The sequence below is a fragment of the Kribbella sp. NPDC054772 genome (genome assembly GCF_053611945.1).
The window spans coordinates 74574-100814 of sequence record NZ_JBSHBJ010000032.1 but is presented as its reverse complement, the minus strand read 5'-3'; the positions used below and the strand labels follow the sequence as shown (position 1 = coordinate 100814).

The window sequence follows — 26241 nt, the reverse complement described above, 5'->3', positions numbered from 1 at the left end:
GGGGGCGCGGGTGACACCCCCTCTCTGTTCCCGCGACTCGGTATGCAAGAGGGTGCGTCCGACCGGACCGAGTCGGTCCGAAGCCTCTGGATCGGCGCGTGGATCGCCGCTCTGATCGTCGGCGTGATGGTCTGGGGCCTGATCCTCTGGGTCGTCGTGCGGTACCGCAAGCGCAACGACGACGCGCCCCGGCAGGTGCGGTACAACCTGCCGCTCGAGGTGCTCTACACCTTGGCGCCGTTCGCGATCATCGGTGTGCTGTTCTTCTACACCGTCGAGCACGGCAACAAGATCACCGCGATGTCGGCCAACCCGCAGCACACCGTGAACGTGGTGGGCCAGCAGTGGCAGTGGACCTTCAACTACAAGGACACCGTCGACGGCAAGGAGGGCGTCTGGGAGACCGGAACCCTCGACAAGCCGGCCACGCTGTGGCTGCCGGTGAACGAGTCGGTCAAGTTCGACCTGACCTCGCCGGACGTCATCCACTCCTTCTGGGTGCCGTCGTTCTACTTCAAGCTCGACGTGATCCCGGGCCGGACGAACAAGTTCGAGCTGACCCCGACCAAGACCGGCACCTTCGCCGGCAAGTGCGCCGAGCTCTGCGGCCTCTACCACAGCCGGATGGTCTTCAGCGTCAAGGTCGTCGACCGCGACGAGTACGACGCGCACTTGAAGGAACTGGCCGCCAAGGGCCAGACCGGAGCCGCCACCGGTGGCGCCGACGCCACCACCATTCCCGGTTCAGGGGAGGGCGAGAAGTGACCGAGTTCGCCGAGCGCACCGGCGCCATCGGTAGCACCACCGCGCTGCCAAGGCGTCGGACCAAGGGTCAGTTGCTGGTCAAGTACCTGACCACGACCGACCACAAGCTGATCGGGCACATGTACCTGATCACGTCGTTCGCGTTCTTCCTGATCGGCGGCGTGATGGCGCTGCTGATCCGCGCCGAGCTGGCCAAGCCGGGCCTGCAGATCGTGAACGAAGAGGTGTACAACCAGCTCTTCACGATGCACGGCACGATCATGCTGCTGCTGTTCGCGACCCCGCTGTTCGTCGGCTTCGCGAACGAGATCATGCCGATCCAGATCGGTGCCCCCGACGTCGCGTTCCCGCGACTGAACATGTTCAGCTACTGGCTGTTCCTGTTCGGTGGTCTGATCACGATCAGCGGCTTCTTCACCCCGGGCGGCGCGGCCGACTTCGGCTGGTTCGCCTACGCCCCGCTGTCCAACGCGGTCCGTTCGCCGGGTGTCGGCGGCGACCTGTGGATCATGGGTCTGTGGATGGCCGGTCTGGGCACCATCCTCGGTGCGGTCAACTTCGTCACCACGATCATCACCATGCGCGCACCTGGCATGACGATGTTCCGGATGCCGATCTTCACCTGGAACATCCTGGTGACCTCGATCCTGGTGCTGATCGCGTTCCCGATCCTGGCCGGCGCGCTGCTCGTCCTCGAGGCGGACAGAACCTTGGGAGCCCATGTGTTCGATGCCGCGAACGGGGGGCCACTGCTGTGGCAACACCTGTTCTGGTTCTTCGGACATCCAGAGGTGTACATCATCGCGCTGCCGTTCTTCGGCATCATCACCGAGATCCTCCCGGTCTTCAGCCGCAAGCCCGTCTTCGGCTACATCGGTCTGGTCAGCGCGACCCTCGGTATCGCGGTCCTCTCGGTCGCGGTCTGGGCGCACCACATGTTCGTCACCGGCGCGGTGAACCTGCCGTTCTTCTCGTTCATGACGTTCCTGATCGCGATCCCGACCGGTGTGAAGTTCTTCAACTGGATCGGCACGATCTGGGGCGGATCGGTGTCCTTCGACACCCCGATGCTCTGGTCGATCGGCTTCCTGACCACCTTCCTCTTCGGTGGTCTGACCGGCATCATCCTGGCCTCGCCGGCCCTGGACTACCAGCTGTCCGACTCGTACTTCGTGGTCGCGCACTTCCACTACGTCGTGTTCGGCACCGTGGTGTTCGCGATGTTCGCGGGCTTCTACTACTGGTGGCCGAAGTTCACCGGCCGGATGCTCGACGAGCGGCTCGGCAAGCTGCACTTCTGGCTGCTGTTCATCGGCTTCCACACCACGTTCCTCGTGCAGCACTGGCTGGGCGTCGAGGGCATGCCGCGGCGCTATGCGTCGTACGGCGCCAACGAGGGCTTCACCACGCTGAACGAGGTGTCGAGTGTCGGCGCCTTCGTGCTCGGCCTGTCGATGCTGCCGTTCTTCTACAACGTGTACAAGTCGCGGAAGGCGCCGCTGGTCGGCGTCGACGACCCGTGGGGCTGGGGCCGCTCGCTGGAGTGGGCGACCAGCTCCCCGCCGCCGCGGCACAACTTCGAGAGGCTGCCGCGGATCCGGTCCGAGTCGCCGGCGTTCGACCTGCACCACGCCGACCTGGCCCTGGCGGAGTACCCGGACAACCGGGCCGGCGCCGACAACCTGCTGGACGCGGGCGACGACCAGGGACGCGTCGAGCACCTGATCGAGCAGCTCGACGAGTCCGGTAAGAGCTCCGATGGGGAGACCGAAGGGAAGGACAAGGCGTGAAGGTCGAAGCCTGGGTCTTCGGGATCCTGAGCGTTTTCGTGGTGGTCGTCACGCCGATCTACTGGCTGATGTCCGGCGACCCCACCGGTACCACCGCGCTGGTGATGGTGTTCTTCCTGTCCCTGCTGGTGGCGTTCTACCTGAGCGTCACCGCCCGGCGGATGGACGCCCGGCCGGAGGACCGCAAGGAAGCGGAGATCGTCGACGGAGCCGGCGAGCTCGGCTTCTTCCCGCCGTACTCGTGGTGGCCGCTGTGGTGCGCGCTGACCCTGTCGGTGGTCGTGCTCGGCATCGTCTTCGGCTGGTGGCTGTTCATCGCCGGCTGCGGTATCGGCATCGTGACGCTGAGCGGGTTCATCTTCGAGTACTACCGCGGGGACCACGCTCACTAGTTGAGAACCGTACGAAAAACGCCGACCGGGAACGAACCGGTCGGCGTTTTCGTGCGTCTTTAAGGATGCCGCCAGTACGGACGGTTGTGGTCCGTACCAGTTCGGTGGCGATGCGATGCAGGGAAATGTCAGTGCGGCAGGTTACCCTTACCGCGGTTTGACTAAACAGGGGAGAGCTGGGGAATGGTGAGCAGTTCGGTGAGGAAGCACGGCCTTGCCGTGGCGGGGATCTGCGTGCTGCTGCTGGCCGGTACGGCGTGTAGCGACACCAAGGCCGACGGTGGCGGTAACGGCGGTCAGTCGACGCCCAGCAACTCGACGTCGCAGAGCAACTCGCCCGGCGCTTCCACCACACCCTCGTCGAGCCCGTCGGAGTCGAACTCCGCGGCCGACATCGCGTTCGTGCCCGCCAAGGGCGCCACGGCAGTTCAGCCGAACAAGCCCGTCACCGTCACCACGACGGCCGGCAAGCTCACCGAGGTGACGCTGAAGGACGACGACGGCGACAAGGTCAGCGGCAACTTCAACACCGATAAGACCCAGTGGACCTCGGTGCCGCAGCTCAAGCCCGGCGCGTCGTACACGGTGAGCGGCTCCGCGGAGGGCACCGACGGCGCCAGCGTGCCGATCAGCTCGTCGTTCAAGACGCTGAAGGCAACCAAGAGCCTGAAGGCCTCGGTCGTCCCGCTGAACGGTGAGACCGTCGGCGTCGCGCTGCCGATCCAGATCTTCTGGAACAACCCGGTCAAGGACCGTGCCGCGGTCGAGAAGCGGCTGTCCGTGAAGACCTCGGTCCCGGTCGACGGCAGCTGGCACTGGGTGAGCAGCAAGCAGGTCAACTACCGCCCGAAGAACTACTGGCCGGCCGGCACCAAGGTGACGGTGAACATCGACACCCAGGGCGTGGCCGCGGGCAACAACACCTGGGGCACCTCCAGCCGGAAGATCTCCTTCAACATCGGCAAGTCCGTGGTCAGCAACGTCAACGTGAAGAAGCACACGATGACGGTGACGATCAACGGCAAGGTGGCCCGCTCCATCCCGATCACCGCCGGCAAGGACGGCTTCACCACCCGCAGCGGGGTGAAGGTGATCATGGAGAAGTTCACCACCAAGCGGATGGACGCGGCGACCGTCGGCATCAAGCCCGGCGACCCCGAGTACTACAACATCAGCAACGTGAAGTGGGCCCAGCGGGTCACCAGCTCCGGCGAGTTCATCCACGGCGCCCCGTGGTCGGCCGGCAGCCAGGGCAGCGCCAACGTCAGCCACGGCTGCGTCGGCATGAGCCTCGCGGACGCCCAGTGGTTCTTCAACCAGACCCTCCGCGGCGACCCGGTGATCGTCACCGGCACCACCCGCCACATGGAGCCCGGCAACGGCTGGACCGACTGGAACACCACCTGGGCCGCCTACAAGGCCGGCTCCGCGCTCTCCTGACCCACACACCACCCGAAGGGCGACCCGACTCGATCGGGCCGCCCTTCGGCCTGTGCGGCCGGTTTTGTGGTGGCCTGAAGTGGCCCTTGGGGGCTGGGGACCCGGTGCGGCGCTTACGCTCGGAGATCGGTGGTCACGGAGTGTCTGTGGCTGGTGAGGACTTCCGGGGTGGCTCGTGGCGGACGGCGTGCAGCGGCTGGTCGGCGGTCGGTACCGGTTGCTCGACGAGCTCGGGTCCGGTGGGTTCGGCCGGGTCTGGCGGGCGCGCGACGAGACGCTTGCGGTCGACGTCGCGATCAAGGAGATCGGCCTCCCGGACGGGCTCTCCGAGCGGGCGCGTGACGACGTACTCCGGCGGGCTGAGCGGGAGGCCCGGAACGCGGCTCGCCTGCGCGCCCACCCGAACGTGGTGGGGGTGCACGACATCCTCACCGACCGCGGTACGGCGTGGATCGTCATGCAGCTCGTCGACGGTCAGTCGCTCGCCGACCGGCTGAAGACAGGCGGCCGGCTCCCGGTCCCCGAGGTACGGCGGATCGCGGCGGGGCTGCTCGATGCGCTCGAGGCAGCGCACGCCGCCGGGATCGTGCACCGCGACGTGAAGCCCGGCAACGTTCTGCTGGGCTCGGGCGGCGAGGTGCAGCTGGCGGACTTCGGTATCGCCGTACACCTCGCCGACACCACCCTGACTGCGGTCGGCACGATCATGGGCTCTGCGCAGTACGCCGCACCGGAGCGCCTGCGCGGTACCGACGGACTGCCGGCCAGCGACCTGTTCTCGGTCGGCGCCACGCTGTACGAGGCGGTGGAGGGCGTCGCGCCGTTCCATCGCGACACTGTCCAGGGAACGATCGCCGCGGTCCTGATGGAGGAGCCACCGCGGCCCCAGCACGCAGGCGAACTCGGACCTCTGATCGACGGCCTGCTGCTGAAAGACCCGGACGAAAGACCCGACCTCGCGCACGCCCGCGCGCTGCTCGAGTCGTCGACCACAACGGCCCCGGTGCGAACCCGGAAGCTCCCAGACCCGCAGCCCCAGAAGGCCCCGCCGAAGACCCCTGCGAAGGCTCCGGCGACGACGCAGAACGGCTCTCGAGGGTCCGCCGCGGCGCTGGTGCTCGTGATCGTGCTGGTCATCGTCGCCGCGTCGTTCAGGTCCCAGCTGGGTGGGCTGGTCAGCACGCACGCGCCGTCGGACGCTCCGCGGATGGCGACAGCCGTGAAGGGCGACTGCGCAGGCGAGGCCGACATCGACGAGGCAGACAACTACCGCGTAGTGCCCTGCTGGTACGGCGCGGCGAACCGGCGCGTGGTCTCGGTGCAAAACGTGACCACCTCGGAGATGGTCGACGGTTCCGGCGAACGCACCTGCTCCGACGGCACGGACACCGGCACGAAGTACACCGTCGGGACAGGCTCCAGCTGGCGCGTGATGTGCCTGGTCAAGAAGTGAGCGCCTTGACCACCTCATCAGCATGGAGCGCGGGCAGCGAGTGGTGGGTGGCGTCCGGGAGGTGTACGACGGCGGCGCCGGCGGACTCCGCGCGCTGAGCAACCACCTGTGGGTCGTGCGCCTTGCTGCGGTCGGCGACGAGGACAACTGTCGCTGGCAGGCCGGTGAGAGCTGTCTGGCGGCGCGGCTTGACCGGTCGCGTGGTGGGCTCGAGGGATCCGAGGGCGGCCAGATGCAACCAGTCCGCGGGTACGGGAAGCCCATGGGTCTCCCAGCGGATGAAAGCCTCGTGGCGACGCTCTGACGGTTTGAGGAGCATCGGGAGGGCTCTGGCCACGTATGAGGGCTTGAGGCCGCTGAAACAGTCCGTGGGGTCGATCAGGGCCAGTTTCCGGACAGGGGCCCGCAGTGCGTACGTGAGGGCGATCCAGGCGCCGTACGAGTGGCCGACCAGGAGTGGGTCGTCCAGGCCCTTCATGACGCCGGAGAGCCAGTTCATCACGTCGCCGGTGGTGCGGGGTGGGGGAGCGGTGCTGAGGCCCGCGTCGCCGGGGAGGTCGGGGGCGTAGACGCGGTGCTGCTCTGCGAGCCGCGGGGCGACCGCGAACCAGACCGGCGCGGTGGCGCCGTGTCCGGCCAGGAGGACGACGGGCGGGGCGTCGGCCGGGCCGCAGACGTTCACGTGGGTGCCGTCGATGTCGAGGTGCTCGACCGGGACGTCCCAGCGGGCGAGCAGAGCGTCGTACGCGTCCTGGAAACTCATGAGGCCGAGAATAGCTCACTGAGTGAGGTAAATTGCCGGGCGTGCGAGAAGGAGTGACACCGTCCGATCCGGAACGTGCGGCGGCCCTGGGGCTGGTGCACCAGTTGCGCGAGGTCGCGTTGCGGCTCGAGCTGGCGATCGGCGAGTTCGCCAGGACGACCGGTCTGCACAGCACCGACGTACGGGCGCTGGTTCGGCTTCTGGACGCCGAACGGGCCGGAGGGGAGCCCACGCCCAGTTGGTTGGCTCAGCAGCTCGGAATGACCTCTCAGGCGACGACGGCGGTCATCCACCGCCTGGAGGCCGCCGGCCACGTCGAACGCCTCAGAAGCCGCACAGACGGCCGCAGCTCCCAACTCCAGGTCACCGACACCGCTATAGCTCTCGGCTGGCAGTTCTTCGGCCCGCTTCTGGACCGCCTGATCACGGTGACCGGTTCGCTCACCGCCGCGGAGCAGGGCGTCGTGGCCAGCTACCTGAGTGACGTCAACGAGGCGATCGGCTGACGGACAGACGAAGGGCCCCCGGCGAGTGCCGGGGGCCCTTAGGGTGCTGCTCTGTGCGATTACGAGCGGTCGCTCGTGACCTCGCGGTACGTCTCGGTCTCTTCCGTCAGCTCGTGGATCTCGTCGGCGTCGTGAGCGTGCTCCTGCGCCTCGTGGAGTTCCTCGGCCGTCGGCTTCTGCACCGCGTCGGCGTAGTAGAACCGGGACAGTGCGGCCCGGGCCTTGTGCAGCGCCCGGCGCGGGGCGCGGACACCGTTCTCGTCGGTCTCCGGACCGATCTCGTGCGGCACCAGCCGGTCCCGCGCGGTCAGCGAGTAGGCCTCGTACGTCGAGATCGGCTGGTGCTTCTCGGTGTACTTGCCGTCCGCGTCCCGCACGATCACACCGGTCTCCAGGCCGTGCAGCAGCCGGTCCCGGTCGGCGCGCTGCAGCGAGATCGCCCAGCGGCGGGCGATCCAGAAGCCCAGGATCGGCCCCAGGAACACCGCGAACCGCAGGAACCAGGTCACGGCGTTCAGCGAGATGCCGAAGTGGGTGGCGATCAGGTCGTTACCACCACCGACCCACAGCAGGCCGTAGAAGGTGATGAAGGCGACCCCGATACCGGTCCGGGTCGGTACGTCGCGCGGCCGGTCGAGCAGGTGGTGCTCCCGTTTGTCGCCGGTGATCCACCCCTCGATGAACGGATAGAGCGCGACCAGCGTGACGAACGCCGGCGGGATGATGAGCGCCGGTATCAGCAGGTTCCAGCTGATCGTGATGCCCCAGAAGGTCGACTCGAAGCCGGGGAAGATCCGGACCGAGCCTTCCAGCCAGCCCATGTACCAGTCGGGCTGCGAACCCGCGGTCACCTCCGCCGGGTTGTACGGCCCGTAGAGCCAGACCGGGTTGATCTGCATCAGCGCACCCATCAGGGCGGTGATGCCGAACACGACGAAGAAGAAGCCGCCGGCCTTGGCCATGTACACCGGGAACAGCGGGTAGCCGACCACGTTCTTCTGGGTGCGGCCGGGGCCGGCGTACTGCGTGTGCTTGTGGTACACGACCAGGAACAGGTGCGCCGTGACCATCCCCAGGATGAGGCCCGGGATCAGCAGCACATGGACGATGAAGAATCTGGAGACGAAGTCGTTGCCCGGGAACTCGCCGCCGAAGATGAAGAAGTTCATGTACGTGCCGACCACGGGTGACGCCTGGATCATGCCGTTGGTGATCCGCAGACCGGTACCGGACAGCAGGTCGTCGGGGAGGCCGTAGCCGAGGAAGCCCTCGATGATGCCCAGGAACAGCATCCCGAAGCCGATCAGCCAGTTCAGCTCGCGCGGCTTGCGGAACGCACCGGTGAAGAACATCCGGAGCAGGTGCACCATCATCGAGGCGATGAACAGCACGGCCGCCCAGTGGTGGATCTGCCGGATCAGCAGACCGCCGCGGACGTCGAAGGTGATGTCCAGCGTCGAGGCGTAGGCCTCCGACATGTGCAGGCCCTTGAGCAGGCTGTACGAGCCCTGGTACTCGACCTCGGCCATCGACGGCTTGAACCAGAAGGTCAGGAAGATGCCGGTGAGGATCAGGATGATGAAGCTGTAGAGCGCGATCTCACCGAGCATGAAGGACCAGTGGTCGGGGAAGACCTTACGCAGGTTCTTCTTCCCGATCTTCGCGATGCCGAGGCGATCGTCGACCCACTTGACCGGTCCAGGGAACTCTGTGTTTGTTGACACTGTTGTCACCCTCGTTCGAAGAAGCTCGGGCCGACCGGCTCGTGGAAGCCGCTCTGCGCTACCAGGTAGCCCTCACCGTCAACTGCCAACGGTAGCTGAGGAAGCGGACGGGCCGCAGGGCCGAAGACGACCTTGGCGCCGTCGGCCAGGTCGAAGGTCGACTGGTGGCACGGGCAGAGCACGTGGTGCGTGGTCTGCTCGTACAGCGAGATCGGGCAACCGACGTGGGTGCAGATCTTCGAGTAGCAGAGGATCCCGTCGACGCCCCAGTTCTCGCGGCCGGGTGGGGTGCGGATCTCGCTCGGCTTGATCCGGACCACGATCACCGCGGCCTTCGCCTTGGCGTTCTGGTACTCCGTCGGGTCCTCTTCCTGCAGCGGGGCCAGGTTGGCCGGCGCCGCGTTGACCAGCTGGCCGACCACCATGTCGGACGGCTTGATCGGGCGGTCCGTGACGTCGTTGACGACCCGGATGCCCTTGGCCCAGATCGTGTTGTACAGCGCCCGGCCCGGCAGCGGGCCGAGGTCGCGGAGCAGCACGATGGCCGGCAGGCCCAGCGCGGCCAGCGCACCGATCAGCGAGTTGCGGATCATCTTGCGGCGGCCGAAACCGGACTCGGCGGCGCCTTCCTTGAACGCCTCGGTGATCTCCGCGATCTGCTCGGGCGAGGAGTGCGCGGCGTGCCGGTCCTCGGCGATCTCCTCGTCGACCATCAGCTTCTTGGCCCACTGGATCGCGCCGGCACCGATCAGGAACAGCGCCAGCCCGATGCACAGGCCGATCACCATGTTGTTCGCGTTGCCGGACAGCGGGCCGAACACGATGTGCGCGTCCCGCGGGATCGCGAAGTACGCCACGCAGGCGCCCAGCACCAGGAGGGTCGCCAGGCCGAACATCGACGACACCTGACGCTCGGCGCGGTCGGCGGCCTTCGGGTCGATGTCGGTGATCCGCGGCTCGTGCGGCTCGATCCCCGGGTCCGGAATCGGCTCGGCGACCTCGACGGCGCCGTGGTGCTCGTCGTCCGCCTTCACCGGGAGGTTCTTGTCGTCGCTCACTTGGCCTTCGCTCCCTTGGCCTTGACGCCCTTGGCGCCGATCCAGACCGCTACACACACCAGGACGCCGATGCCGATGAACCAGCCCCAGAGGCCTTCGGAGACCGGGCCGAGCCGGCCGAGGCCGAAGCCACCCGGGTCCTTCTGGTTCTGCAGCGCCTTCAGGTAAGCAATGATGTCGCGCTTGTCCTCCGGCTGCATCACCTGGTCGGAGAAGACCGGCATCTGCTGTGGACCGGTCAGCATGGCCTCGTAGATGTGCTTCTCACTGACGCCCATCAGCGACGGCGCGTACTTGCCGTTCGGCAGTGCGCCACCGCGGCCGGCGAAGTTGTGGCAGGCCGTGCAGTTGGTGCGGAACAGTTCGCCACCGCGGGTGACCTGCTCGTCGGTGGCCTTGCTCACGTCGTACGACTCCGACGCCGGGACCGCGGGACCGGGGGCGAGCGAGGCGACGTACGCGGCCAGGGCCTCGATCTCCTCCTGTGAGTACGCCGGGGTCTTGCGCGGGATCTGCGAGCCGGGCTGCATGGCCGGCATCCGGCCGGTCCCGACCTGGAAGTCGACCGCGGCGGCGCCGACGCCGATCAGCGACGGTCCGGCCATCTTGCCCTCGCCGTTCCCGCCACCCTCGGCGTTCAGGCCGTGGCAGCTGGCACAGCCGACCGCGAAGAGCTTCTTGCCCTCCTCGATCTGCTGGGACTGGGCCGAGTTGTCCGCGGCCGCGTCGTCAGGGGCGAAGGCGGCGTACGCCGAGCCGACTGCCAGGAGGCCGAACAGGAGCACGACGAGGCCGGCGGACCGGTGCCGTCGTCGCGCGGAGAGAAAGCGCGCCGGTGACAAGGAATGTCTCTTCTCACTCATTTGAGCAGGTAGATGGTCGCGAACAGGGCGATCCAGACCACGTCGACGAAGTGCCAGTAGTACGACACGACGATCGCCGAGACGGCCTGTTCGTGGGTGAACTTACGAGCCATGTACGTCCTGGCCAGGACGAACACGAAAGCGATGAGGCCGCCGGTCACGTGCAGCGCGTGGAACCCGGTGGCCAGGTAGAACACCGAGCCGTACGCGTTGGACGAGATGGTCAGGCCCTCGTGGACCAGCCCGGTGTACTCCGTCACCTGGCCGGCGACGAACACGGCGCCCATGAGGTAGGTGAGGATGAACCACTCACGCATACCCCAGCCCCGGATGTTCGCCAGTGAGCCGCTGCGGCCCACCTTGCCGTGCTCGGCGGCGAAGACGCCCGCCTGGCAGGTGAACGACGACGCGACCAGGATGAACGTGTTCACCGAGGCGAACGGCACGTCCAGCATCTGGGTCATCGACTGCCAGAGGGTCTCCGTACCCGGAGCGGCGGCAGCGGTCGTCACCGACCGGATCGTGAAGTACGCCGCGAACAGGGCGGCGAAGAACATCAGTTCGCTCGAGAGCCAGACGATCGTGCCGACACTGACCATGCTGGGACGGTCGTGGTGTCCGTGTTCACGAGACGCTGGGAGCGCGGTTGCAGTGGCCACGCGGTCATTATGTCGGTCCTTGCGTTCAGCGCTACGACCACCCCCGTGCATGTCGCCGACTGGTGCTTTCTACTGTGGAAGCGTGCTTCCCCTTCACGCCACGCCGGGCGACCAGATCGAGCCGCTCACGCCGCTCCGGTTGCTGACGGCATGGACCTTCGAGCCGGTGTTACTCGGCGTGATCATCCTGCTGGGCGCGGTCTACCTGTACGGCGTACACAAACTGCGCGCCCGCGGTGACAAATGGTCCCGCGGCAGGACGTTCTCTTTCGTCGGCGTGGGTCTGGGCAGCGCGGTGATCGCCACCCAGTCCGCCCTCGGCACCTATGACACGGTGCTGATCAGCGTGCACATGGTGCAGCACATGATCCTGTCGATGATGACGCCGCTCGCGCTGGCGCTCGGCGCGCCGATCACGCTGGCGCTCCGGACGCTGCCGCAGCGGCCGCGGAAGTGGTTGCTCTCCGTGTTGCACTCCCGCATCGCGAAGGTGCTCTGCTTCCCGCTGATCGGGTTCACGCTGTTCGTCCTCAGCCCCTGGGCGCTGTACTTCAGCGGCTGGTACGACGCCACGCTCCGCTCGACCGCGCTGCACGATCTGTTGCACCTGCACTTCATCCTGGTCGGATCGCTGTTCTTCTGGCCGCTGCTCGGGCTGGACCCGGTCCCCGGCCGCGTGATCTACCCGTTCCGGCTGATCTTGACGTTCCTCACACTGCCGTTCCACGCGTTCCTGGGGATCACGATCATGTCCGCGAACACGCTGATCGCCGAGGACTGGTACACCAGCTTCGGCCGCTCGTGGCCGCCGTCACCGCTGCACGACCAGTACATCGCCGGCGGTCTGCTCTGGGGCTCCGGCGACCTCGTCGGCGTCGCGTTCTTCGCCGTCCTGTTCGTCCAGTGGGTGCGTGAGTCGCAGCGTGAGGCACGCCGTGAGGACCGCCGCCTGGACCGCTTGGAGGAACAGGCTCGCCGGACCGGACAGGCACCCCGGTAACATGCGCATGTCCACTCGTCACAGAACACAGCTTGGGATGGATCGATGAGTTCAGAGCGTCCGCTGAAGGTCCTGCTCTACAGCGACGACCGTACGACGCGGGAGTCCGTCCGGCTGGCCCTCGGGAAGCGGCCCGCCGCTGATCTGCCCGAGCTCGAGTACGTCGAGTGCGCCACCGAGCCGGCCGTGATCAAGACCATGGACAAGGGCGGTATCGACCTGGCCATCCTGGACGGCGAGGCGGTTCCCGCCGGCGGCCTCGGGATCGCCCGGCAGCTGAAGGACGAGATCTTCCAGTGCCCGCCGGTGCTGGTCATCACGGGCCGCCCGCAGGACGCCTGGCTGGCGACCTGGTCGCGCGCCGAGGGCGCGATCTCGCACCCGATCGACCCGATCAAGATGGCCGAGGTGACCGCGGACCTGCTCCGCCAGCGCCTCGCCAAGCTCCCTGCCACCACCGCCTGACCCAGTGGCCGCCTACACCTGGCCCCAGGTCATCGGTCCGTTGTTGCGGCACGAGGACCTGGAGGCCGCCGCCACCGCGTGGGCGATGGAGCAGATCCTGTCCGGCGCGGCCACTCCGGCGCAGCTGGCCGGGTTCGTGATCGCGCTGCGGTCCAAGGGCGAGACAGTCTCCGAGGTCGAGGGGCTCGTGCAGACGATGCGCGAGTTCGCCACCCGGGTCAGCGTTCCGGGCCGGACGCTCGACGTCGTCGGTACCGGCGGTGACCAAGCGCACACCGTGAACATCAGCACGATGTCCGCGATCGTTGCCGCGGGCGCCGGGGCGAAGGTCGTGAAGCACGGCAACCGCGCCGCCTCGTCGGCGTGCGGTGCGGCCGACGTACTCGAGGAGCTGGGGATCCCGCTCGACCTCACCGGGCCGCAGGTGGCCGAGGTGGGGGAGCGGGCCGGGATCACGTTCTGCTTCGCGTCGGCGTTCCACCCGGCATTGCGGAACGCGGCGGTACCGCGGCGCGAACTCGGCGTACCGACGACGTTCAACCTGCTCGGGCCGCTGGCGAACCCGGGTGACCCGTCCGCGCAGGCGGTCGGGGTCGCCGACGGGCGGGTCGCCGGGCTGATGGCCGGCGTACTCGCGCGGCGCGGGATCGACGCGCTGGTGTTCCACGGCGACGACGGTCTCGACGAGCTGACCACGCGGACGACGTCCCAGGTGTGGACCGTCGGCGGCGGGAAGGTCGAGGGCCCGGTCACGCTGGACCCGCGGGACCTCGGGATCGAGCCCGTGTCGGCCGATGCGCTGAAGGGCGCGGACGCGACGTACAACGCGAAGGTCGTACGGGCGTTGGTCGAGGGCGAGCCGGGAGCGGTACGGGACGTCGTACTGCTGAACGCCGGGGCGGCGCTGGCGGCGTACACGCCTGAGCAAGGCACCGTGACGGCGCGGATCCGGGTCGGGATGGACCGGGCGGCCGAAGCGATCGACTCCGGGGCGGCGAAGGACGTGCTGGACCGGTGGATCGCTGCCTGCGCCGAGGTGCGCGGCTGACCTTCGAGATGGCAGCAGGGGCCGGCGGGTGGTTGCACGCCGGCCCCTGCTGTTAGTTCATCTTGATCTGGCTGACCTTGTAGCGCCAGACATTTTGCCAAGCTGGTGTCGATCCGGCGATGTCGGCGATCGACACATCCGCCGTACCGTCGCCGCGATCGATGACCGCGATCATCACCGTGGAGTAGGTCTCGGTCAGCTTCGGGACCTTGACCGGGATCTTCGCGACGATCTCGTGACCCGGGTGGCCGCCGACGCTGATCGCCTTGTGGGTGGTGCCGGGCAGCACCTTGGTGTCCTTGTCGTACAGGCTGACGATCGCGCGGCCGCCGATCTGCACCGCGGCCTCCTTGAGACCCGCCGGGGTGTTCTGGTACGTGATGTCCGGCGGGAGCTGGCCGAAGGAGACGTAGTTGCCCCAGCTCGCGGTCTTGCCGTCGTAGTTCTTGTGCACGGTCAGCCAGATCGCGGCGCCGCCCCAGAGCCCGGTGCGCTCGTAGTTGTTGCTCCAGGCCGAACTCATGATCGGCATCGAGTCATTGTTGGAAGCAAGCATCTCGGTGCCGAGCACCTTGCCGACCGGGGTCGGCGTGCTGGACGGCTTCACCGACGGGCTGACGGTCTCGATCGACTTGCCCTCCGACGGCAGCGCCACCGGAGCGACCGCGTCGGCCTTCGTCCAGATCCAGCCGGCACTCAGCCCGGTCGCCGCGAGCGCGGTCACCACCAGTACCAGCGCGCCGATCATCCGAGCCCGCCCGTTCACACCAGCCGGCGTCCCGTCGCCCCCATCGCTCCCAGGCAGCCGACCACCGCCGGCGCCACGACCACCGTCAGCGGCATGCCCGGCCGCGTGCCCAGCCGCGTGTGCCGCCTGTCCGTCGCCCTTGGCCCGCGGCCCGGCTGCCTGCTGAACAACCTGCCCGAACCCAGCCTGCTGCCCCGGCTGAGGCCCACGCTGATTACCCGGCTGACCTGGCTGACCTGGCTGACCTGGCTGAGCGGCGTGCTGGCCACCCCGCGACGGCTGGCCGCCCTGCTGACCGGCCGAGTGCTGCTGGGGTGGGTTCGGTCCACCGGGCTGAGGCCCCAACGCCTGGTTCTGCCAACCAGGCGGCCGCTGACCAGGCTGCTGCGCACCCCACATCTGCCCCGCCTGCGGCTGACCCGGCTGGGGTTGGCCCGGTGAGGTTTGACCCGGTTGGGGTTGTGCGGACTGTGGTTGACCGGGGCGTGCTTGACCCGGCTGCGGCTGGGGCTGACCCGACTGTGGTTGCCCCGGCTGCGGCTGGCCTGACTGCGGCTGACGTGACTGCGGCTGACCCCAGTGCGGCGGCTGCGCGGACTGCGGGTGGCCCGACGGCGCTTGACCCGTCGGCGGGCGGTTCGGCTGCTGGTCGCCGTACTGCGGAGTTTGCGGCGCACCCGACTGCGGCGCACCCGACTGCGGGTGTGCCTGGTGTGGCCGAGGCTGTTGCTGGCCTCGCTGCGGCTGGGTGCCCCACATCTGGGCGCCGGGCTGCGGCGCTGGCTGTTGCTGGCCGGGCTGTGGTGTGGGCTGGCTGGTCCAGTGTTGTTGCTGGGGCGGCGCCGCGTGCTGTGGGCGGGCCGCCGGTGGGGGCGGCGGCGCAGGCGCGGGCGACTGCCCGAACAGCGCATCCGACGACCCGCCCGACGAACCCTGCCCCGACTGCTGCTGCCCCGACGGCTGCCCTGACTGCTGGCCCGGCTCTAGCCCGGACTGCTGCCATTGGCTCGCCGACTGCGTCCCCAACCCATGCCCCGGCTGCTCACCCGGCTGTTGGTGGGTGGGGGCGGCGGGGGACGGGGGTGCTTGGGGGGTGCCGGCCAGTGGGTCGCTTGATACCGGGCGCGCCGGATCGGCGGGGGTGCCCGGGGGAGCATTGTGGCGGCGGGGCGGGTTCTGGTCTTCGTTCTCAGCCAACGTTGATTCCCTTGTAGGCCTGACTCTCGGCCGCCTTCAGGTCTGCCCGGTTGTTCGGGATTCCGCTGATGTAGGCGACCGCCGTTCCGTCACCGAGGTCGAAAACGGCCACCGTCAGGGTAAGCACTCGATCGGTCACCGCGGCCGACTTCGCGGTCACGGTCTGCTGGAAGAACCAGCCCGATTTGCCGGACCGCTTCACCGCCCCGTTCGCGATCGTCGTGTAGGTGACCGGGATGGTCCCGTACATGTCCTTGCGCAACTGCACCGACAGCGCCGACGCGGTCGCTTTCGGGTCACCGTTGAACCCGGAGCCGGTACCGAGACCGCCGACGAAGATGTCCGCGCTCCAGTCGTCGCTGCCGTTCGCGTTCTCCTGCAGGACGATCCGCTGGCCGGCCGAGCTGAGCAGCTGCTGGACGAGCCGCTTACGGTCCGACCATGGCGAGCTCCGGCGCGGGAACGAGATCGCGTCCGACGCGATCCGCCCGAAGCCCTCGTGCAGCTTCGGGTTCTTCGACTGACCCGGCTTGGTACTCGACTCGCCCGTCGGTTGCCCCGTCGGCGAGCTGCTCTGGGTCGGTGAACCGGTCGGGTTCGGGTCGGCCTGCTTGTCGTCGCCGCCCTTCGCGATCAGCACCACGGCGAGGACGATCACCATCACCAGCGCGACGCCACCGGCGATGATCAGCGGTAGCTTCGCGCCGAACGGGCCGCCGCCACCGCCGGGTCCCTTCGGCTTCTTCCCCTTGCTCTTGTTGCTCTTGTCCTTGCCGACCCCGGAGCTCAGGTCCGCCTGGCCGCCCCAGGAGTCGTTGCCGTCGTCACCCCAGGCGCGCTGAGTCTGCTGCTCTCCCCAGGCCTGCTGCCCGCCGCCCTGCTGCAGCGCCTGCGCGCCACCGGAACCCTGACCACTCTGCTCAGCGCCCCACTGCTGTCCGCCCTGCTGCTGCCCAGAGCCCCAGGCCTGGTCGCCGCCCTGTTGCCCAGAGCCCCAAGACTGCTCGGTCTCCTGCGTGGCGCCCCAAGCCTGCTGGCCGGACTGCTGAGCGTCACCCCAGCCATTGCCCTGCTGATCGTCACCCTGCTGCACCGGCCAGCTCTGGCCGCCCCACGACTGGTCGCCCTGCTGTCCGCCCTGCTGTCCACTCTGTGCGTCCGCAGTCGCCTGCTGACCCCACGGCCCGGACTCCTGTACGCCGCCGTGCTGGTCGCCAACGCCCCACCCGTTGTCCACCGCCTGCGAATCAGCCCCAGCCGCACCCTGCTGCGCGCCCCAGCCCTCACCCGCATGCGGGTCATCCCAGCCGTTCGAAGCCTGACCACCCGCCTGCTGACCACCCCAGCCGTTCTCCTGGCCGCCGGTCTGCTGGTTCTCCCAGCTGGGCTGCTGCTCGCCAGACTGCTGGTCGCCCCAGCCACTCCCTTGACCACCGGCCTGCTGGTTCTCCCGGCCGGGCTCCTGCCCGCCGGACTGCTGATTGCCCCAGCCCGTCTGCTGGCCGTCCGACTGCTGGTTGCCCCAGCCATTCTCTTGACCGCCGGCCTGCTGGTTCTCCCAGCTGGGCTGTTGGCCGCCCGACTGCTGGTTCTCCCAGCTCGGTTGCTGAGCGGGGGACTGCGGGTCGTTCGAGCTCTGGCCTTGGTCGGTCGACGGCTGGTCGCCCCAGAGTTGTACCGGCTCGGGCTGCTGGTTGCTGGATGCGCCCCAGGCCGGCTGCTCCTGCGTGGTGTCGTCCGAAGTCGGCACGGTCCAGAGGGGAGCGGCCTTTTCGGGGGTCTGCAGGTCGTCCTCGTCCTGAGCCTCGACACCCCAGGACGGTCCGTCGGTGGACTGCTGATCGTCCGCGTCACCCGACTGACTACCCCAGTCCGGCTGCAGGTCCGTCATCGCCTCGTCGTCAAAGACCTCCGAGTCCGCACCCTGCCCGCCCGCACCCTGCCCGCCCGCACCCTGCCCGCCCGCTTCCTGCGTTCCCGATACTTGCGCGCCGGAGGTCTGCGTGCCCGCGGTCTGCCCGCCGGCTGCCTGCGTGCTGGAGGTCTGCGTCTCGGGGGTCTGCTGCGTGGAGGGCATGTTCGCCGGCGGGATGTTCGCGCCTGCGGCCTCGACGTTTTCCTTTGGGGTCGGCGCGAACCTCGGTTGCGCGGTCCAACTGACGTCGGACCATCCCTCGCCCGAATCGGCGCCCGCCGCGCCGCCTGACCCGGCGCCGGAATCGTCCGACCCGTCGGAGGGATCCGGCGCGAGCTTCAGCGTCCAGCCGTTGGTCTGCTCCGTCGGCCGTGTCTCCGGTACGTCGGCTGCCACCGCGGCCGCTGCTGCTGCCTCTGCCTCGGTGACCTCACGCTGCGACCAATGCTCAGAAGGTGCGGGCGCGATCTCCGGGGCATTCCACGTGGCCTTCGCCCGATCAGCCGGAGAGGGCTCAGCCCCGTCACCCGGCGCCGACTCGCCAACCGCGGCCGCACCCGTCGACTGCCCCGAATCTGTCGCCTGGCCAGTACCTGTCGACTGCACCGAGCCGGTGGCCTGCGCCGCCGAGCCGGCGGACTGGGCCCAGCCGTCGGTCTGCGCTGCACCCGTCGACTGCGCTGAACCGGTCGACTGGGCAGAGCCGGTCTGCGCGGAGCCGTCGGTTTGCGCGGAGCCGGTGGATGGCGCCGGGCCGGTCGAGTCGCCGGAGCCCGCATGCTGCGTGGGCGTGGGTGTTGTCGACTGCGGGGACGTTGCGGGGTAGTTCTGGATCTGTGTGGCGTCGTCCGGTGAGACGGCGCGCAGGTGTGGTCCGTTGTTCGGCTGGCCGTCGCCCGTGGTTGAGCCTGCATCCCACGGCTGCGGAGCATTCGACTGCTGCCAAGCGCCTGAGCCGTCCGACGGCTCGGGGCCGACAGCACCCGTCTCCGGCTGCTGCACCGATCGCAGCCCTGGTCCGGACGACTCCTGGGCCGGCTGCTGCAGCCACGACTGCTGTGGCTCCTGCTGGGCCCACGTCGGTTGCTGGTCAGGTGTGGACTGCTGCTGCGGCCACTGGTTCGCGGTATCCGGCTGTTGGGACCACTGAACCTGCGGCTCAGACTCCTGCGACCACTGGACCTGAGGCTCGGATTGCTGGGACCACTGGGGCTGCGACTCAGGTTCTTGGGGCCACTGAGCCTGCTGGTCGGGCTGCTGGGTCCACTGGGCCTGCGGGTCGGGCTGCTGGGACCACTGGGCCTGCTGGTCGGGCTGCTGGGACCACTGGGCCTGCGGGTCGGGCTGTTGGGACCACTGGGCCTGCGGTTCCGGTTGTTGCGGCTCAGGGGTGGCCGGTTCCGGAGTGGGGTCCGAGGGGGAGGTCGGCTGCGGGGAGGGGTCCTCCTTGGTGGCCGCGTCCTCCTTCTCGGTTTTGTTGGTCCACTTCTCCCCGTTCCAGAAGCGGATGGTGTCGGGCTGGCCGGTGGGGTCGGGGTACCAGCCGGCGGGAGGGTTGCTCATCCGCGTCCTCGCTCGGCGGTCGGCACGACCGTGCGGACCGCGGCGGACTCGGCAGCGAACTGGCCCCGGACGTTCATGTGTTCACCGTAACTTCAGCTCGTGTCAGTCGGATCGAATCGGACCGGTCCTCAGACACCGTCCTCGTCGCCGAGGCTGAAGGCTGCCTCCAGGTCGTGACTGGAGTACGCGCGGAACGCGATATGGGTCTCGGTGCTGAGTACGCCGGGCACCCGGTTGACGTGCTCGGGGATGACGGTGGCCAGGTCGTCGTGCCGCGCGACCCGGACGAGCGCGATCAGGTCGAGCCCACCGGTCACGGAGTACACCTCGCTGACGCCCTCGATCGCGGCCACCTGCTCGGCGACCTCCGGGATCCGTGCGACGTCGGCCTTGATGAACACGATCGCGGTGACCATGCCGTCCTCTCCTCGGAACTCGCTTTTCAGCACCAGTGACTACTCACACCCCAACCCGCTGAAGCATAGTGCGGTCGAGGCCCCGCAACGCCGTCGCCGTCCGTTCGTCCGCGGGCAGGAACGCCTCCATCCGCAGCTCGGCCACGGTCACGTCGATCGCCGTACCGAACCTGGTCAGGGTGGTGATCAGCCGGAGCTCGGTGTCCGCCGAGCGCAGCCGCAGCGGTACGGCGAACCCGAGGTGGTCCGGCCCCGGCTCCGGACGCGGCGGGATCAGGGCGGTCAACTCCGCGATCAACCCGTCCGCCTCCTGGTCGGGCACCAGCGCGGCCTCCCGGGTCAGCGCGTCGATCACGTGCCACGACCACTCCGCGAGGTTCACGATCCGGGGTGCCAGCCCGTCGGGGTGCAGGAGCAGCCGCGGCACCGACACCGGCGGCTCCAGCAGGTACGGCGTGACTCCCGCGCACAGCACGTCGAACGACCGGTTCGCGAGCACCAAGTCACCCCGGCGATCCACCACCACTGCCGGACTGGGCCAGTGCCCCTCGAGAATCCCGGTCAGCGCCGCGCGGATCGCACCGAGTCGCGGCGCCCCGTACGGCGTCTCGTCGTACGCCGGTGCGTACCCGCCGGCCACCAGCAACTGGTTGCGCTCTCGCAGCGGCACCTGCAGCGACTCGGCGAGCCGGATGACCATCTCCCGGCCCGGCACCGAGCGGCCGCTCTCGATGAAGCTGACGTGCCGCTGCGTGGTCCCGGCGCGCACCGACAGCTCCAGCTGACTCACGCGCCGCCGGTGACGCCACGACCGCAGACCTGCGGCCAGCTCAGATGCCATGCCCCGAGTTCTAACGCACGGCACCGACAGTTCATACCCAGCAGGGAATTGAGGTCGCACCGGCGCCGCAGGCATGGTCGTGGATGTGAACAAGAACTCAGCACAAGAACTGGCACAGCGATATGTAGCAATCTGGAACGAGCCCGACGCCGGCCTCCGTCGCAAGGCCGTCGAAGAGCTCTGGACCGAGGACGGCATCCACCTGCTCGAACCGCCGGAGGAGGTCGTCGAGCGCGCGACCGCGATCGGCGTCTCCGCGAGCCTGGAGGCGCGCGGGCACGAGGCGCTGACCCGCCGCGTGAGCACGGCGTACGACGAGTTCGTCGCGCCCGGTCAGTACAAGTTCGTGCCGCACGGCACGGCCGTCGGACTGCGGGACCTGGTGAAGCTGCGCTGGGCGATGGTCCCGGCCGGCGGGGGAGAGGCGCTTGCCGTCGGCATCGACCTTCTCCTGCTCGGTGCCGACGGCAGGATCGTCACCGACTACCAGTTCATCGAGGCCTGACCCACCCGGGCCTGACCCACCCGGGCCTGACCCACCCGGCCTAACCCACCCGGGCAGGGCCGAGCGGACGGAGGTTGCGGCGGCGTTCGGTGGGGTGCTGGTGCCGGTCGGAGTTGGCGTTGTCAAGGCGCGTCAGGTGCCGGCCGGCGCCGCTGACCGGGCAGGTCCAGGTGCCGTCCACCTCGACCAGGCGGATGCCGGGGAGCTCGAGCCAGCGCAGGATCAGCTCGATCTCTTCGGGCGACGCGGCAGCGACCGGGCCGATCCCGGGCAGCACGGTCTCGGCGGACGCCCGCAGCATCTCCAGGTGCGGGCGCGGATCCGTCCCGCGCGGAGTGAATCCGGCCGCCGCGAGTCGGCCGCGGCGGATCACGTGCAGCTCCCAGCCGCCGTCCTCGGTCCGCCGGGCGGCGCAGATCTCGGCGCACCCGGTCACCGACGCCATCCGCTGCATCCGCGCAGAGCTCCGCACGAACGCACCCAGCCGGTCCCGGTGCACGGCGGCGTCCTCGAACCGCTCGTCCGCCGACAGTACGTCGATCCGCCGGTCCAGCGCGTGGACCACCGGGGTCGGGTCGTCGGTCAGCGCGGCCCGCAGCGCGGACACGAACTCGCCGTAGGAATCCGCGGAGATCCGGCCGTCGCACGGCGCCACGCAGCGGCCCATCTCGGCCAGCACGCACGGTGACAGCTGTGGGGTGCGGGACATCCGCGCCGTGCACTGCCGGATCGGGAACGCCTCGTGCAACGCGGCCATCGCGCGCTCGGCGGTCTTCTTCGAGCTGAACGGCCCGAGATACCCGGCGTCGTCGTCGCGCACCTGTTTGACCAGCGACAACCGCGGAAACGGTTCGACCGTGACCTTCAACCAGTGCTGCCGTTCGGGGAACTTGGACTTCCGGTTGTACCGCGGCTTGTGCTCCGCGATCAGCCGCAGCTCGCGGACCTCGGCCTCGAGCGGTGTACCGCACTCGATACCGCGGACGCCGGTGGCGATGCCGACCATCTCGCCGATCCGGTTCCTGGTCTCGGACGCGGTGAAGTACGACCGGACGCGCGTCCGCAGGTCCTTGGACTTGCCGACGTACAGCACCTCGCCGCGGTCGTCGGTGAACAGGTACACACCCGGTGCGTGCGGCAACGTCTCGGACAGGTGGCGCTTGGCCCGCACCGCCGGCGCGACCCGCGACGAGTACGTCTGCAGATCCTCCAACGTTTGCACGCCCAACGACCCGACCCGCTCGAACAGCCCGTGCAGTACGTCGACCGTGGCGCGAGCGTCGGACAGTGCGCGGTGGTTCGGTGTGGTCGTCGTCCGGAAGAGCTTCGCGAGCGTGCCGAGTTTGCAGTTCGGCGCCTCGTCCGGGGTGATCACGCGGCGCGCCAGCAGCGCGGTGTCGACGACCGCGAAGTCGGGCCAGTCGTACCCGTGCACGAGGCTCTCGTGTTTGAGGAAGCCCATGTCGAACGGCGCGTTGTGCGCGACCATCACGCAGCCGTGCGCGAACTCCAGGAACGCGGGCAGCACCGAGTCGATCCGCGGTGACGAGGCAACCATCCCGTTGGTGATGCCGGTCAGCACCGCGATGAACGCCGGGATCGCCTCGGACGGGTTCACCAGGGTCTGGAACTCGCCGACCACCTCGCCGGCCCGGACCTTGACCGCGCCGATCTCGGTGATGCCGCCCTCGCCCGGCGGATTGCCGGTGGTCTCCAGGTCGACCACGCAGAACGTGATGTCGCGCAGCGGTGTCCCCAGGTCGTCGAAGCTGTGCTGGACGCCACGGATCGGCAACTGCGGATCCGCGGTCTGCGCACGCCCTGGGCTGGTCATGGCCACGACGCTAGGAGCCGCCACCGACAATTCCGCAGGTGACACGCCTGTGAGTCGACTAGGCTCTCGGTATGCGTACACAGGCGATCACCGCGAATCCGGGCCGGATGCCCGTTCGTTGTGGTCTGCGTCACTGGCCGAGCAGCAGCTGCCAGGCCGTCGTTCCAGCCGGACTGCGGACCGGTGACTGAGGCAGGCACCGCCGCGAGCTCCGCCACTACGACTCTGCCTGAACCGGTCCGGCAACGCGTCCTGACACTCGCTGCGCACGCCCTCGGCCAGCTTCCCGCGACCGACATCCCGGCGCCGCTGCGCCGTTTCGCCAGCTTCGCGCCGGCGAAACGCGCGAAGCTGTCCGCCTCGGTGCTCGGCCCGATCCTGGAGACCGACGACCACTTCCGCCGGCTGACCGCCTTCGAGGTACGGCGTGAGCACCCGGAGCTCGGCGACGCGGTCGCGGACGGCGTCCCGGTCCCGGCCGCGGATCCCGTGGAGGTCGCCGCCCTCGCGTACCTGCTCCGGCCGGACGACTGGGAGCAGCACGTCGCGGCCGCCGCCCAGATCCCGGTGGAGAACCCGAACGCCGACGCCGCCGCGGTCGACCGGCTCGCCGACCAACTGGACCAGGCCCGCACGGAAGCGCGGCAGGTCCGCGAACGGCTTCGTGAACAGGTCAACGAGCTGAAGGCCGAGAACGTCACGCTCCGGCGCAAGCTGAACGAGGCCCGGCAGCGGATCACCGGTCTGCACACCGAGGTCGAGCAGCGCACCAAGGAGGCCGAGACCGCCGACGAACGCGTCGACGCGGTCCGTGCCGAGGTCGAGCGCGAGCTGCGCAAGCTGCGATCCCGGATCACCGAACTAGAGGCGGTCGAGCACGCCGCCCGGCGTACGGCGGGACAGGAACGGGAGCTCGCCTCGACGCGGACCCGGTTGCTGCTCGACACGTTGCTGGAGGCAGCGAGCGGGTTGCGGCGCGAGCTGGCGCTGCCGCCCGGGGGAGAGCTCCGGCCCGCCGACACGGTGGCCGGCTCGGAGCCCGAGGCGGCTCCGGTCGGGCGGACGGCACCCGAGGACGACCCGGCGTTGTTCGACGAGTTGCTGGCGTTGCCGCAGGTCCACCTGATCATCGACGGCTACAACGTGACGAAGACCGCGTGGCCGAACTCACCGCTGCACTCGCAGCGGCAGCGCCTCGTCACCGCACTCGGTGCGTTGGTGGCGCAACGTCGCGTCGAAGTGACTGTGGTCTTCGACGGCGCGGAGCTGTCCGGCCCGGTGCAGCTGAATCCACCCCGCGGTGTGCGGGTGCGGTTCAGTCCGGCCGGTGTGATCGCCGACGAGGTGATCCGGCAACTGGTCCGCGCCGAGCCGCCGGGCCGCCCGGTCGTCGTGGTCTCCACCGACCGCGAAGTTGCCGAGAGCATCATCAAGCTCGGCGCCCGCGCACTCTCCGCGACCAGCCTGATCGCCCGCATCGCCCGCACCTGACGAACGGAAATTGTCGGCGGCGTTCTCTAGCGTCCTTCTCAGCCGGATGCAAGTCCGGGTGCTTCCCCCCTTGGAGGACGTTGTGCTGATCGACTGCGACGCTTGTGCGATGAAGGGTCCGGGCTGCCAGGACTGTGTCGTCACGGTGGTGCTCGGGTTCTCGGCCGAACGGTCCGGCAGCCTGCGGATCGACGACGACGAGAAGGCCGCGCTGGACGCCCTGGCCGACTCCGGACTGGTCCCACCGCTACGCCTCGTGCACGCGGTGAACAGCGTGGACCCGACCGTCGACCCGAAGGAACAGACGGGCTGACACGCCGGTCGTATGTCAGGACCATGCCACTGCGTGGTGCGCCTGACCGGGACCGAAACCCCTGTATGGGAAGGCGAAACGACCGTTTGGCCGGGACCGGCCTTCGTTAATTTTCGATCAAACCCGAGGGGCGAATTGCACTGGTCACGAAACGGTCACTACTGTTACCTCTCGTTGCCTCAGGGTGTCGGCCGCTCCGGCCGACCGGGTAGCAGGAAAGCCGAGGGAGTGATCCGGCGGATCCTGCGGGCGTGACGTCCGCGGTGGCCTGGTCAACGGGGACGGCGTGAGCAGAGGAAGGGACCGACCGGGCTGTGTCCATCGGACGCATCAACCGCACCAGGGGAATCGCCCTCGCCGCCATCACCAGCACGGCTGTCGCCGCGGGTGTGTTCTTCATCCAGGGAGCGGCTGACGCCGAACCCAAGCCCACCCTGGACCAGGCGAAGAAGCAGGTCGCCGCGCTGCAGGAGAAGGCCGGCGCCATCGGCGAGACGGCGAACGACCTGCGCGGTCAGATCACCGCTTCCTCCGCTCGCGTGAAGGCCCTGCAGACCGGCATCGCCAAGCAGCAGACGCAGGTCGATTCGGTGCGGCGGCAGATCGGCTCCCTCGCGGTCGCCGGCTACCAGACCTCCGGGATCTCCACGACGGCCCAGCTGTTGTTGTCGACGAACCCGGACCAGTTCCTCAGCCAGGCGTCGACCGCCCAGGCCTTCGCCGGCCAGCAGAACTCGGCGCTCCGTCGCTACCAGGTCGCGCAGGGCAAGCTCACCGACCTGCAGGCCAGCGAGCAGACCGAGCTGGCCTCGCTGCAGGCCGTGCAGGCGAAGCAGGACGCGCTGAAGAAGCAGATCCAGGACAACCTCGACTCCGCGCAGAAGGTGCTCGACAAGCTCAGCGACGCCGAGCGCAAGAAACTCGAGGAAGAGCAGGCCAAGGAAGCGGAGGCGGCGCGCAAGCAGCGTCCGACCCGCAGCGGCGACCGGACCGGCGAGAACATCCCGAACATCCCGGCCAGCGGCCGCGGCGCGATCGCGATCAACGCGGCGCTGTCCGAGCTCGGCGACCCGTACGTGTGGGGTGCCGACGGCCCGAGCTCGTACGACTGCTCCGGTCTGACCATGTACGCCTGGGGCAAGGCCGGCGTCTCGCTGTCGCACTCCTCGAAGGCGCAGGCCGGTGAGGGCCGCCGGATCAGCAAGTCCGAGCTGGCCCCGGGTGACCTGGTGTTCTACTACAGCCCGATCACGCACGTCGCCCTGTACCTCGGCAACGGCCGGATCGTGCACGCCCCGCGTCCGGGCAAGAGCGTGGAGATCGCCCCGCTCGACGAGATGCCGATCAACAGCATGGTCCGTCCGGGCTGACCTGAGACCTTTGACATACTCTGCGGCGGGGGGGGGGGGGGCCCCGGGCCGGGGGGGGGGGGGGGGGTTTGGGGGTGTGGGGGGGGGGGGGGGGTGCCCCCCCCCGGGGGGGGGGGGTCTCC

General features: G+C 68.9%; 24 protein-coding genes. 14 read left to right on the top strand and 10 right to left on the bottom strand.

Features of this window, described 5'->3' with window-relative positions; translation table 11 throughout:
- The 5 genes from ctaC to ACWGID_RS33905 all read left to right on the top strand — a co-directional run.
- On the top strand, positions 1–765 hold a 765-nt coding region (gene ctaC, locus ACWGID_RS33925; RefSeq protein WP_452203417.1), incomplete at its 5' end, for an aa3-type cytochrome oxidase subunit II.
- Positions 762–2555 carry an aa3-type cytochrome oxidase subunit I gene (gene ctaD, locus ACWGID_RS33920; protein WP_452203416.1) on the top strand — a complete coding sequence of 598 codons (1794 nt, stop codon included), beginning with the start codon at positions 762–764 and terminating at the stop codon, positions 2553–2555. The genes ctaC and ctaD, both read left to right, overlap by 4 nt.
- Positions 2552–2947 (top strand): cytochrome c oxidase subunit 4, encoded by a 396-nt coding sequence (locus ACWGID_RS33915; protein ID WP_452203415.1) that lies wholly within the window; start codon positions 2552–2554, stop codon positions 2945–2947. Before ctaD ends, ACWGID_RS33915 begins: the two co-directional genes overlap by 4 nt.
- Positions 2948–3145: 198 nt before the next feature.
- Positions 3146–4387: a L,D-transpeptidase gene (locus ACWGID_RS33910; RefSeq protein ID WP_452203414.1), complete on the top strand. Its 1242-nt coding sequence runs from the start codon at positions 3146–3148 to the stop codon at positions 4385–4387.
- A gap of 175 nt (positions 4388–4562) precedes the next feature.
- On the top strand, positions 4563–5840 hold the full coding sequence (locus ACWGID_RS33905) for a serine/threonine-protein kinase (protein ID WP_452203413.1): 1278 nt from the start codon (positions 4563–4565) through the stop codon (positions 5838–5840).
- Here the strand turns inward: ACWGID_RS33905 and ACWGID_RS33900 are convergent.
- Positions 5830–6603: an alpha/beta fold hydrolase gene (locus ACWGID_RS33900; RefSeq protein WP_452203412.1), complete on the bottom strand. Its 774-nt coding sequence runs from the start codon at positions 6601–6603 to the stop codon at positions 5830–5832. The two genes, ACWGID_RS33905 and ACWGID_RS33900, sit on opposite strands and share 11 nt — an antisense overlap.
- A 41-nt stretch (positions 6604–6644) precedes the next feature.
- Between ACWGID_RS33900 and ACWGID_RS33895 the strand changes: the two genes are divergently transcribed.
- Positions 6645–7109 (top strand): MarR family winged helix-turn-helix transcriptional regulator, encoded by a 465-nt coding sequence (locus ACWGID_RS33895; RefSeq protein ID WP_452203411.1) that lies wholly within the window; start codon positions 6645–6647, stop codon positions 7107–7109.
- A 59-nt stretch (positions 7110–7168) separates the two neighbouring features.
- On the opposite strand, the gene qcrB is transcribed toward ACWGID_RS33895, so the two are convergent.
- From qcrB to ctaE, 4 genes are read right to left on the bottom strand one after another with little or no spacing between them, the layout of a single operon-like run.
- Positions 7169–8842, bottom strand: a complete 1674-nt coding sequence (qcrB, locus tag ACWGID_RS33890; protein WP_452203410.1) for a cytochrome bc1 complex cytochrome b subunit — start codon at positions 8840–8842, stop codon at positions 7169–7171.
- Positions 8839–9867: a cytochrome bc1 complex Rieske iron-sulfur subunit gene (gene qcrA / locus ACWGID_RS33885; RefSeq protein WP_452203420.1), complete on the bottom strand. Its 1029-nt coding sequence runs from the start codon at positions 9865–9867 to the stop codon at positions 8839–8841. Before qcrA ends, qcrB begins: the two co-directional genes overlap by 4 nt.
- 20 nt (positions 9868–9887) lie before the next feature.
- Positions 9888–10754 carry a cytochrome bc1 complex diheme cytochrome c subunit gene (gene qcrC, locus ACWGID_RS33880; protein ID WP_452203409.1) on the bottom strand — a complete coding sequence of 289 codons (867 nt, stop codon included), beginning with the start codon at positions 10752–10754 and terminating at the stop codon, positions 9888–9890.
- Complete coding sequence (ctaE, locus tag ACWGID_RS33875; RefSeq protein ID WP_452203408.1) at positions 10751–11464, bottom strand: aa3-type cytochrome oxidase subunit III; 714 nt, start codon at positions 11462–11464, stop codon at positions 10751–10753. The genes qcrC and ctaE overlap by 4 nt, the downstream gene beginning before the upstream one ends.
- Positions 11465–11495: 31 nt before the next feature.
- Between ctaE and ACWGID_RS33870 the strand changes: the two genes are divergently transcribed.
- Genes ACWGID_RS33870 through trpD form a run of 3 tightly spaced genes read left to right on the top strand, consistent with a single transcriptional unit; the run spans position 11496 to position 13926 of the window.
- Positions 11496–12413, top strand: coding sequence for a cytochrome c oxidase assembly protein (locus tag ACWGID_RS33870; protein WP_452203407.1), 918 nt, complete (start codon positions 11496–11498; stop codon positions 12411–12413).
- Positions 12414–12458: 45 nt separating this feature from the next.
- Positions 12459–12878 carry an Rv3143 family two-component system response regulator gene (locus tag ACWGID_RS33865; protein WP_452203406.1) on the top strand — a complete coding sequence of 140 codons (420 nt, stop codon included), beginning with the start codon at positions 12459–12461 and terminating at the stop codon, positions 12876–12878.
- Positions 12879–12882: 4 nt separating this feature from the next.
- On the top strand, positions 12883–13926 hold the full coding sequence (trpD, locus tag ACWGID_RS33860; RefSeq protein ID WP_452203405.1) for an anthranilate phosphoribosyltransferase: 1044 nt from the start codon (positions 12883–12885) through the stop codon (positions 13924–13926).
- Between the two features lie 52 nt (positions 13927–13978).
- Here trpD and ACWGID_RS33855 read toward each other — a convergent pair whose 3' ends face one another.
- Positions 13979–14692 carry a hypothetical protein gene (locus ACWGID_RS33855; RefSeq protein WP_452203404.1) on the bottom strand — a complete coding sequence of 238 codons (714 nt, stop codon included), beginning with the start codon at positions 14690–14692 and terminating at the stop codon, positions 13979–13981.
- A gap of 75 nt (positions 14693–14767) precedes the next feature.
- Between ACWGID_RS33855 and ACWGID_RS33850 the strand changes: the two genes are divergently transcribed.
- On the top strand, positions 14768–15115 hold the full coding sequence (locus ACWGID_RS33850) for a hypothetical protein (protein WP_452203403.1): 348 nt from the start codon (positions 14768–14770) through the stop codon (positions 15113–15115).
- 748 nt (positions 15116–15863) lie between these two features.
- Here the strand turns inward: ACWGID_RS33850 and ACWGID_RS33845 are convergent.
- The 3 genes from ACWGID_RS33845 to ACWGID_RS33835 all read right to left on the bottom strand — a co-directional run bounded on the left by ACWGID_RS33845 (position 15864) and on the right by ACWGID_RS33835 (position 20606).
- Positions 15864–19349: a hypothetical protein gene (locus ACWGID_RS33845; RefSeq protein WP_452203402.1), complete on the bottom strand. Its 3486-nt coding sequence runs from the start codon at positions 19347–19349 to the stop codon at positions 15864–15866.
- A 128-nt stretch (positions 19350–19477) separates the two neighbouring features.
- Complete coding sequence (locus ACWGID_RS33840; RefSeq protein ID WP_452203401.1) at positions 19478–19765, bottom strand: Lrp/AsnC family transcriptional regulator; 288 nt, start codon at positions 19763–19765, stop codon at positions 19478–19480.
- Positions 19766–19808: 43 nt separating this feature from the next.
- On the bottom strand, positions 19809–20606 hold the full coding sequence (locus tag ACWGID_RS33835; RefSeq protein ID WP_452203400.1) for a helix-turn-helix domain-containing protein: 798 nt from the start codon (positions 20604–20606) through the stop codon (positions 19809–19811).
- 85 nt (positions 20607–20691) lie between these two features.
- Between ACWGID_RS33835 and ACWGID_RS33830 the strand changes: the two genes are divergently transcribed.
- Positions 20692–21111, top strand: a complete 420-nt coding sequence (locus ACWGID_RS33830) for a hypothetical protein (RefSeq protein WP_452203399.1) — start codon at positions 20692–20694, stop codon at positions 21109–21111.
- Positions 21112–21151: 40 nt separating this feature from the next.
- On the opposite strand, the gene ACWGID_RS33825 is transcribed toward ACWGID_RS33830, so the two are convergent.
- Positions 21152–22945 carry a DEDD exonuclease domain-containing protein gene (locus tag ACWGID_RS33825; RefSeq protein ID WP_452203398.1) on the bottom strand — a complete coding sequence of 598 codons (1794 nt, stop codon included), beginning with the start codon at positions 22943–22945 and terminating at the stop codon, positions 21152–21154.
- A gap of 183 nt (positions 22946–23128) precedes the next feature.
- Between ACWGID_RS33825 and ACWGID_RS33820 the strand changes: the two genes are divergently transcribed.
- The 3 genes from ACWGID_RS33820 to ACWGID_RS33810 all read left to right on the top strand — a co-directional run bounded on the left by ACWGID_RS33820 (position 23129) and on the right by ACWGID_RS33810 (position 26119).
- Positions 23129–24436 (top strand): NYN domain-containing protein, encoded by a 1308-nt coding sequence (locus ACWGID_RS33820; RefSeq protein ID WP_452203397.1) that lies wholly within the window; start codon positions 23129–23131, stop codon positions 24434–24436.
- A gap of 109 nt (positions 24437–24545) precedes the next feature.
- Entirely contained in the window at positions 24546–24749 is a 204-nt protein-coding gene (locus ACWGID_RS33815; RefSeq protein WP_387772606.1) for a hypothetical protein, read from the top strand.
- Between the two features lie 314 nt (positions 24750–25063).
- Positions 25064–26119 carry an NlpC/P60 family protein gene (locus ACWGID_RS33810; protein WP_452203396.1) on the top strand — a complete coding sequence of 352 codons (1056 nt, stop codon included), beginning with the start codon at positions 25064–25066 and terminating at the stop codon, positions 26117–26119.
- The last annotated feature ends 122 nt before the right edge of the window (positions 26120–26241 follow it).

Coding starts and splice junctions, on each gene's coding strand:
- ACWGID_RS33825 (WP_452203398.1), bottom strand. CDS start 22,945: ATGACCAGCCCAGGGCGTGCGCAGACCGCGGATCCGCAGTTGCCGATC.
- ACWGID_RS33815 (WP_387772606.1), top strand. CDS start 24,546: ATGAAGGGTCCGGGCTGCCAGGACTGTGTCGTCACGGTGGTGCTCGGG.
- ACWGID_RS33835 (WP_452203400.1), bottom strand. CDS start 20,606: ATGGCATCTGAGCTGGCCGCAGGTCTGCGGTCGTGGCGTCACCGGCGG.
- ACWGID_RS33865 (WP_452203406.1), top strand. CDS start 12,459: ATGAGTTCAGAGCGTCCGCTGAAGGTCCTGCTCTACAGCGACGACCGT.
- ctaE (WP_452203408.1), bottom strand. CDS start 11,464: ATGCACGGGGGTGGTCGTAGCGCTGAACGCAAGGACCGACATAATGAC.
- ACWGID_RS33840 (WP_452203401.1), bottom strand. CDS start 19,765: ATGGTCACCGCGATCGTGTTCATCAAGGCCGACGTCGCACGGATCCCG.
- ACWGID_RS33850 (WP_452203403.1), top strand. CDS start 14,768: ATGCCCGGCCGCGTGCCCAGCCGCGTGTGCCGCCTGTCCGTCGCCCTT.
- ACWGID_RS33845 (WP_452203402.1), bottom strand. CDS start 19,349: ATGAGCAACCCTCCCGCCGGCTGGTACCCCGACCCCACCGGCCAGCCC.
- ACWGID_RS33900 (WP_452203412.1), bottom strand. CDS start 6,603: ATGAGTTTCCAGGACGCGTACGACGCTCTGCTCGCCCGCTGGGACGTC.
- qcrC (WP_452203409.1), bottom strand. CDS start 10,754: ATGAGTGAGAAGAGACATTCCTTGTCACCGGCGCGCTTTCTCTCCGCG.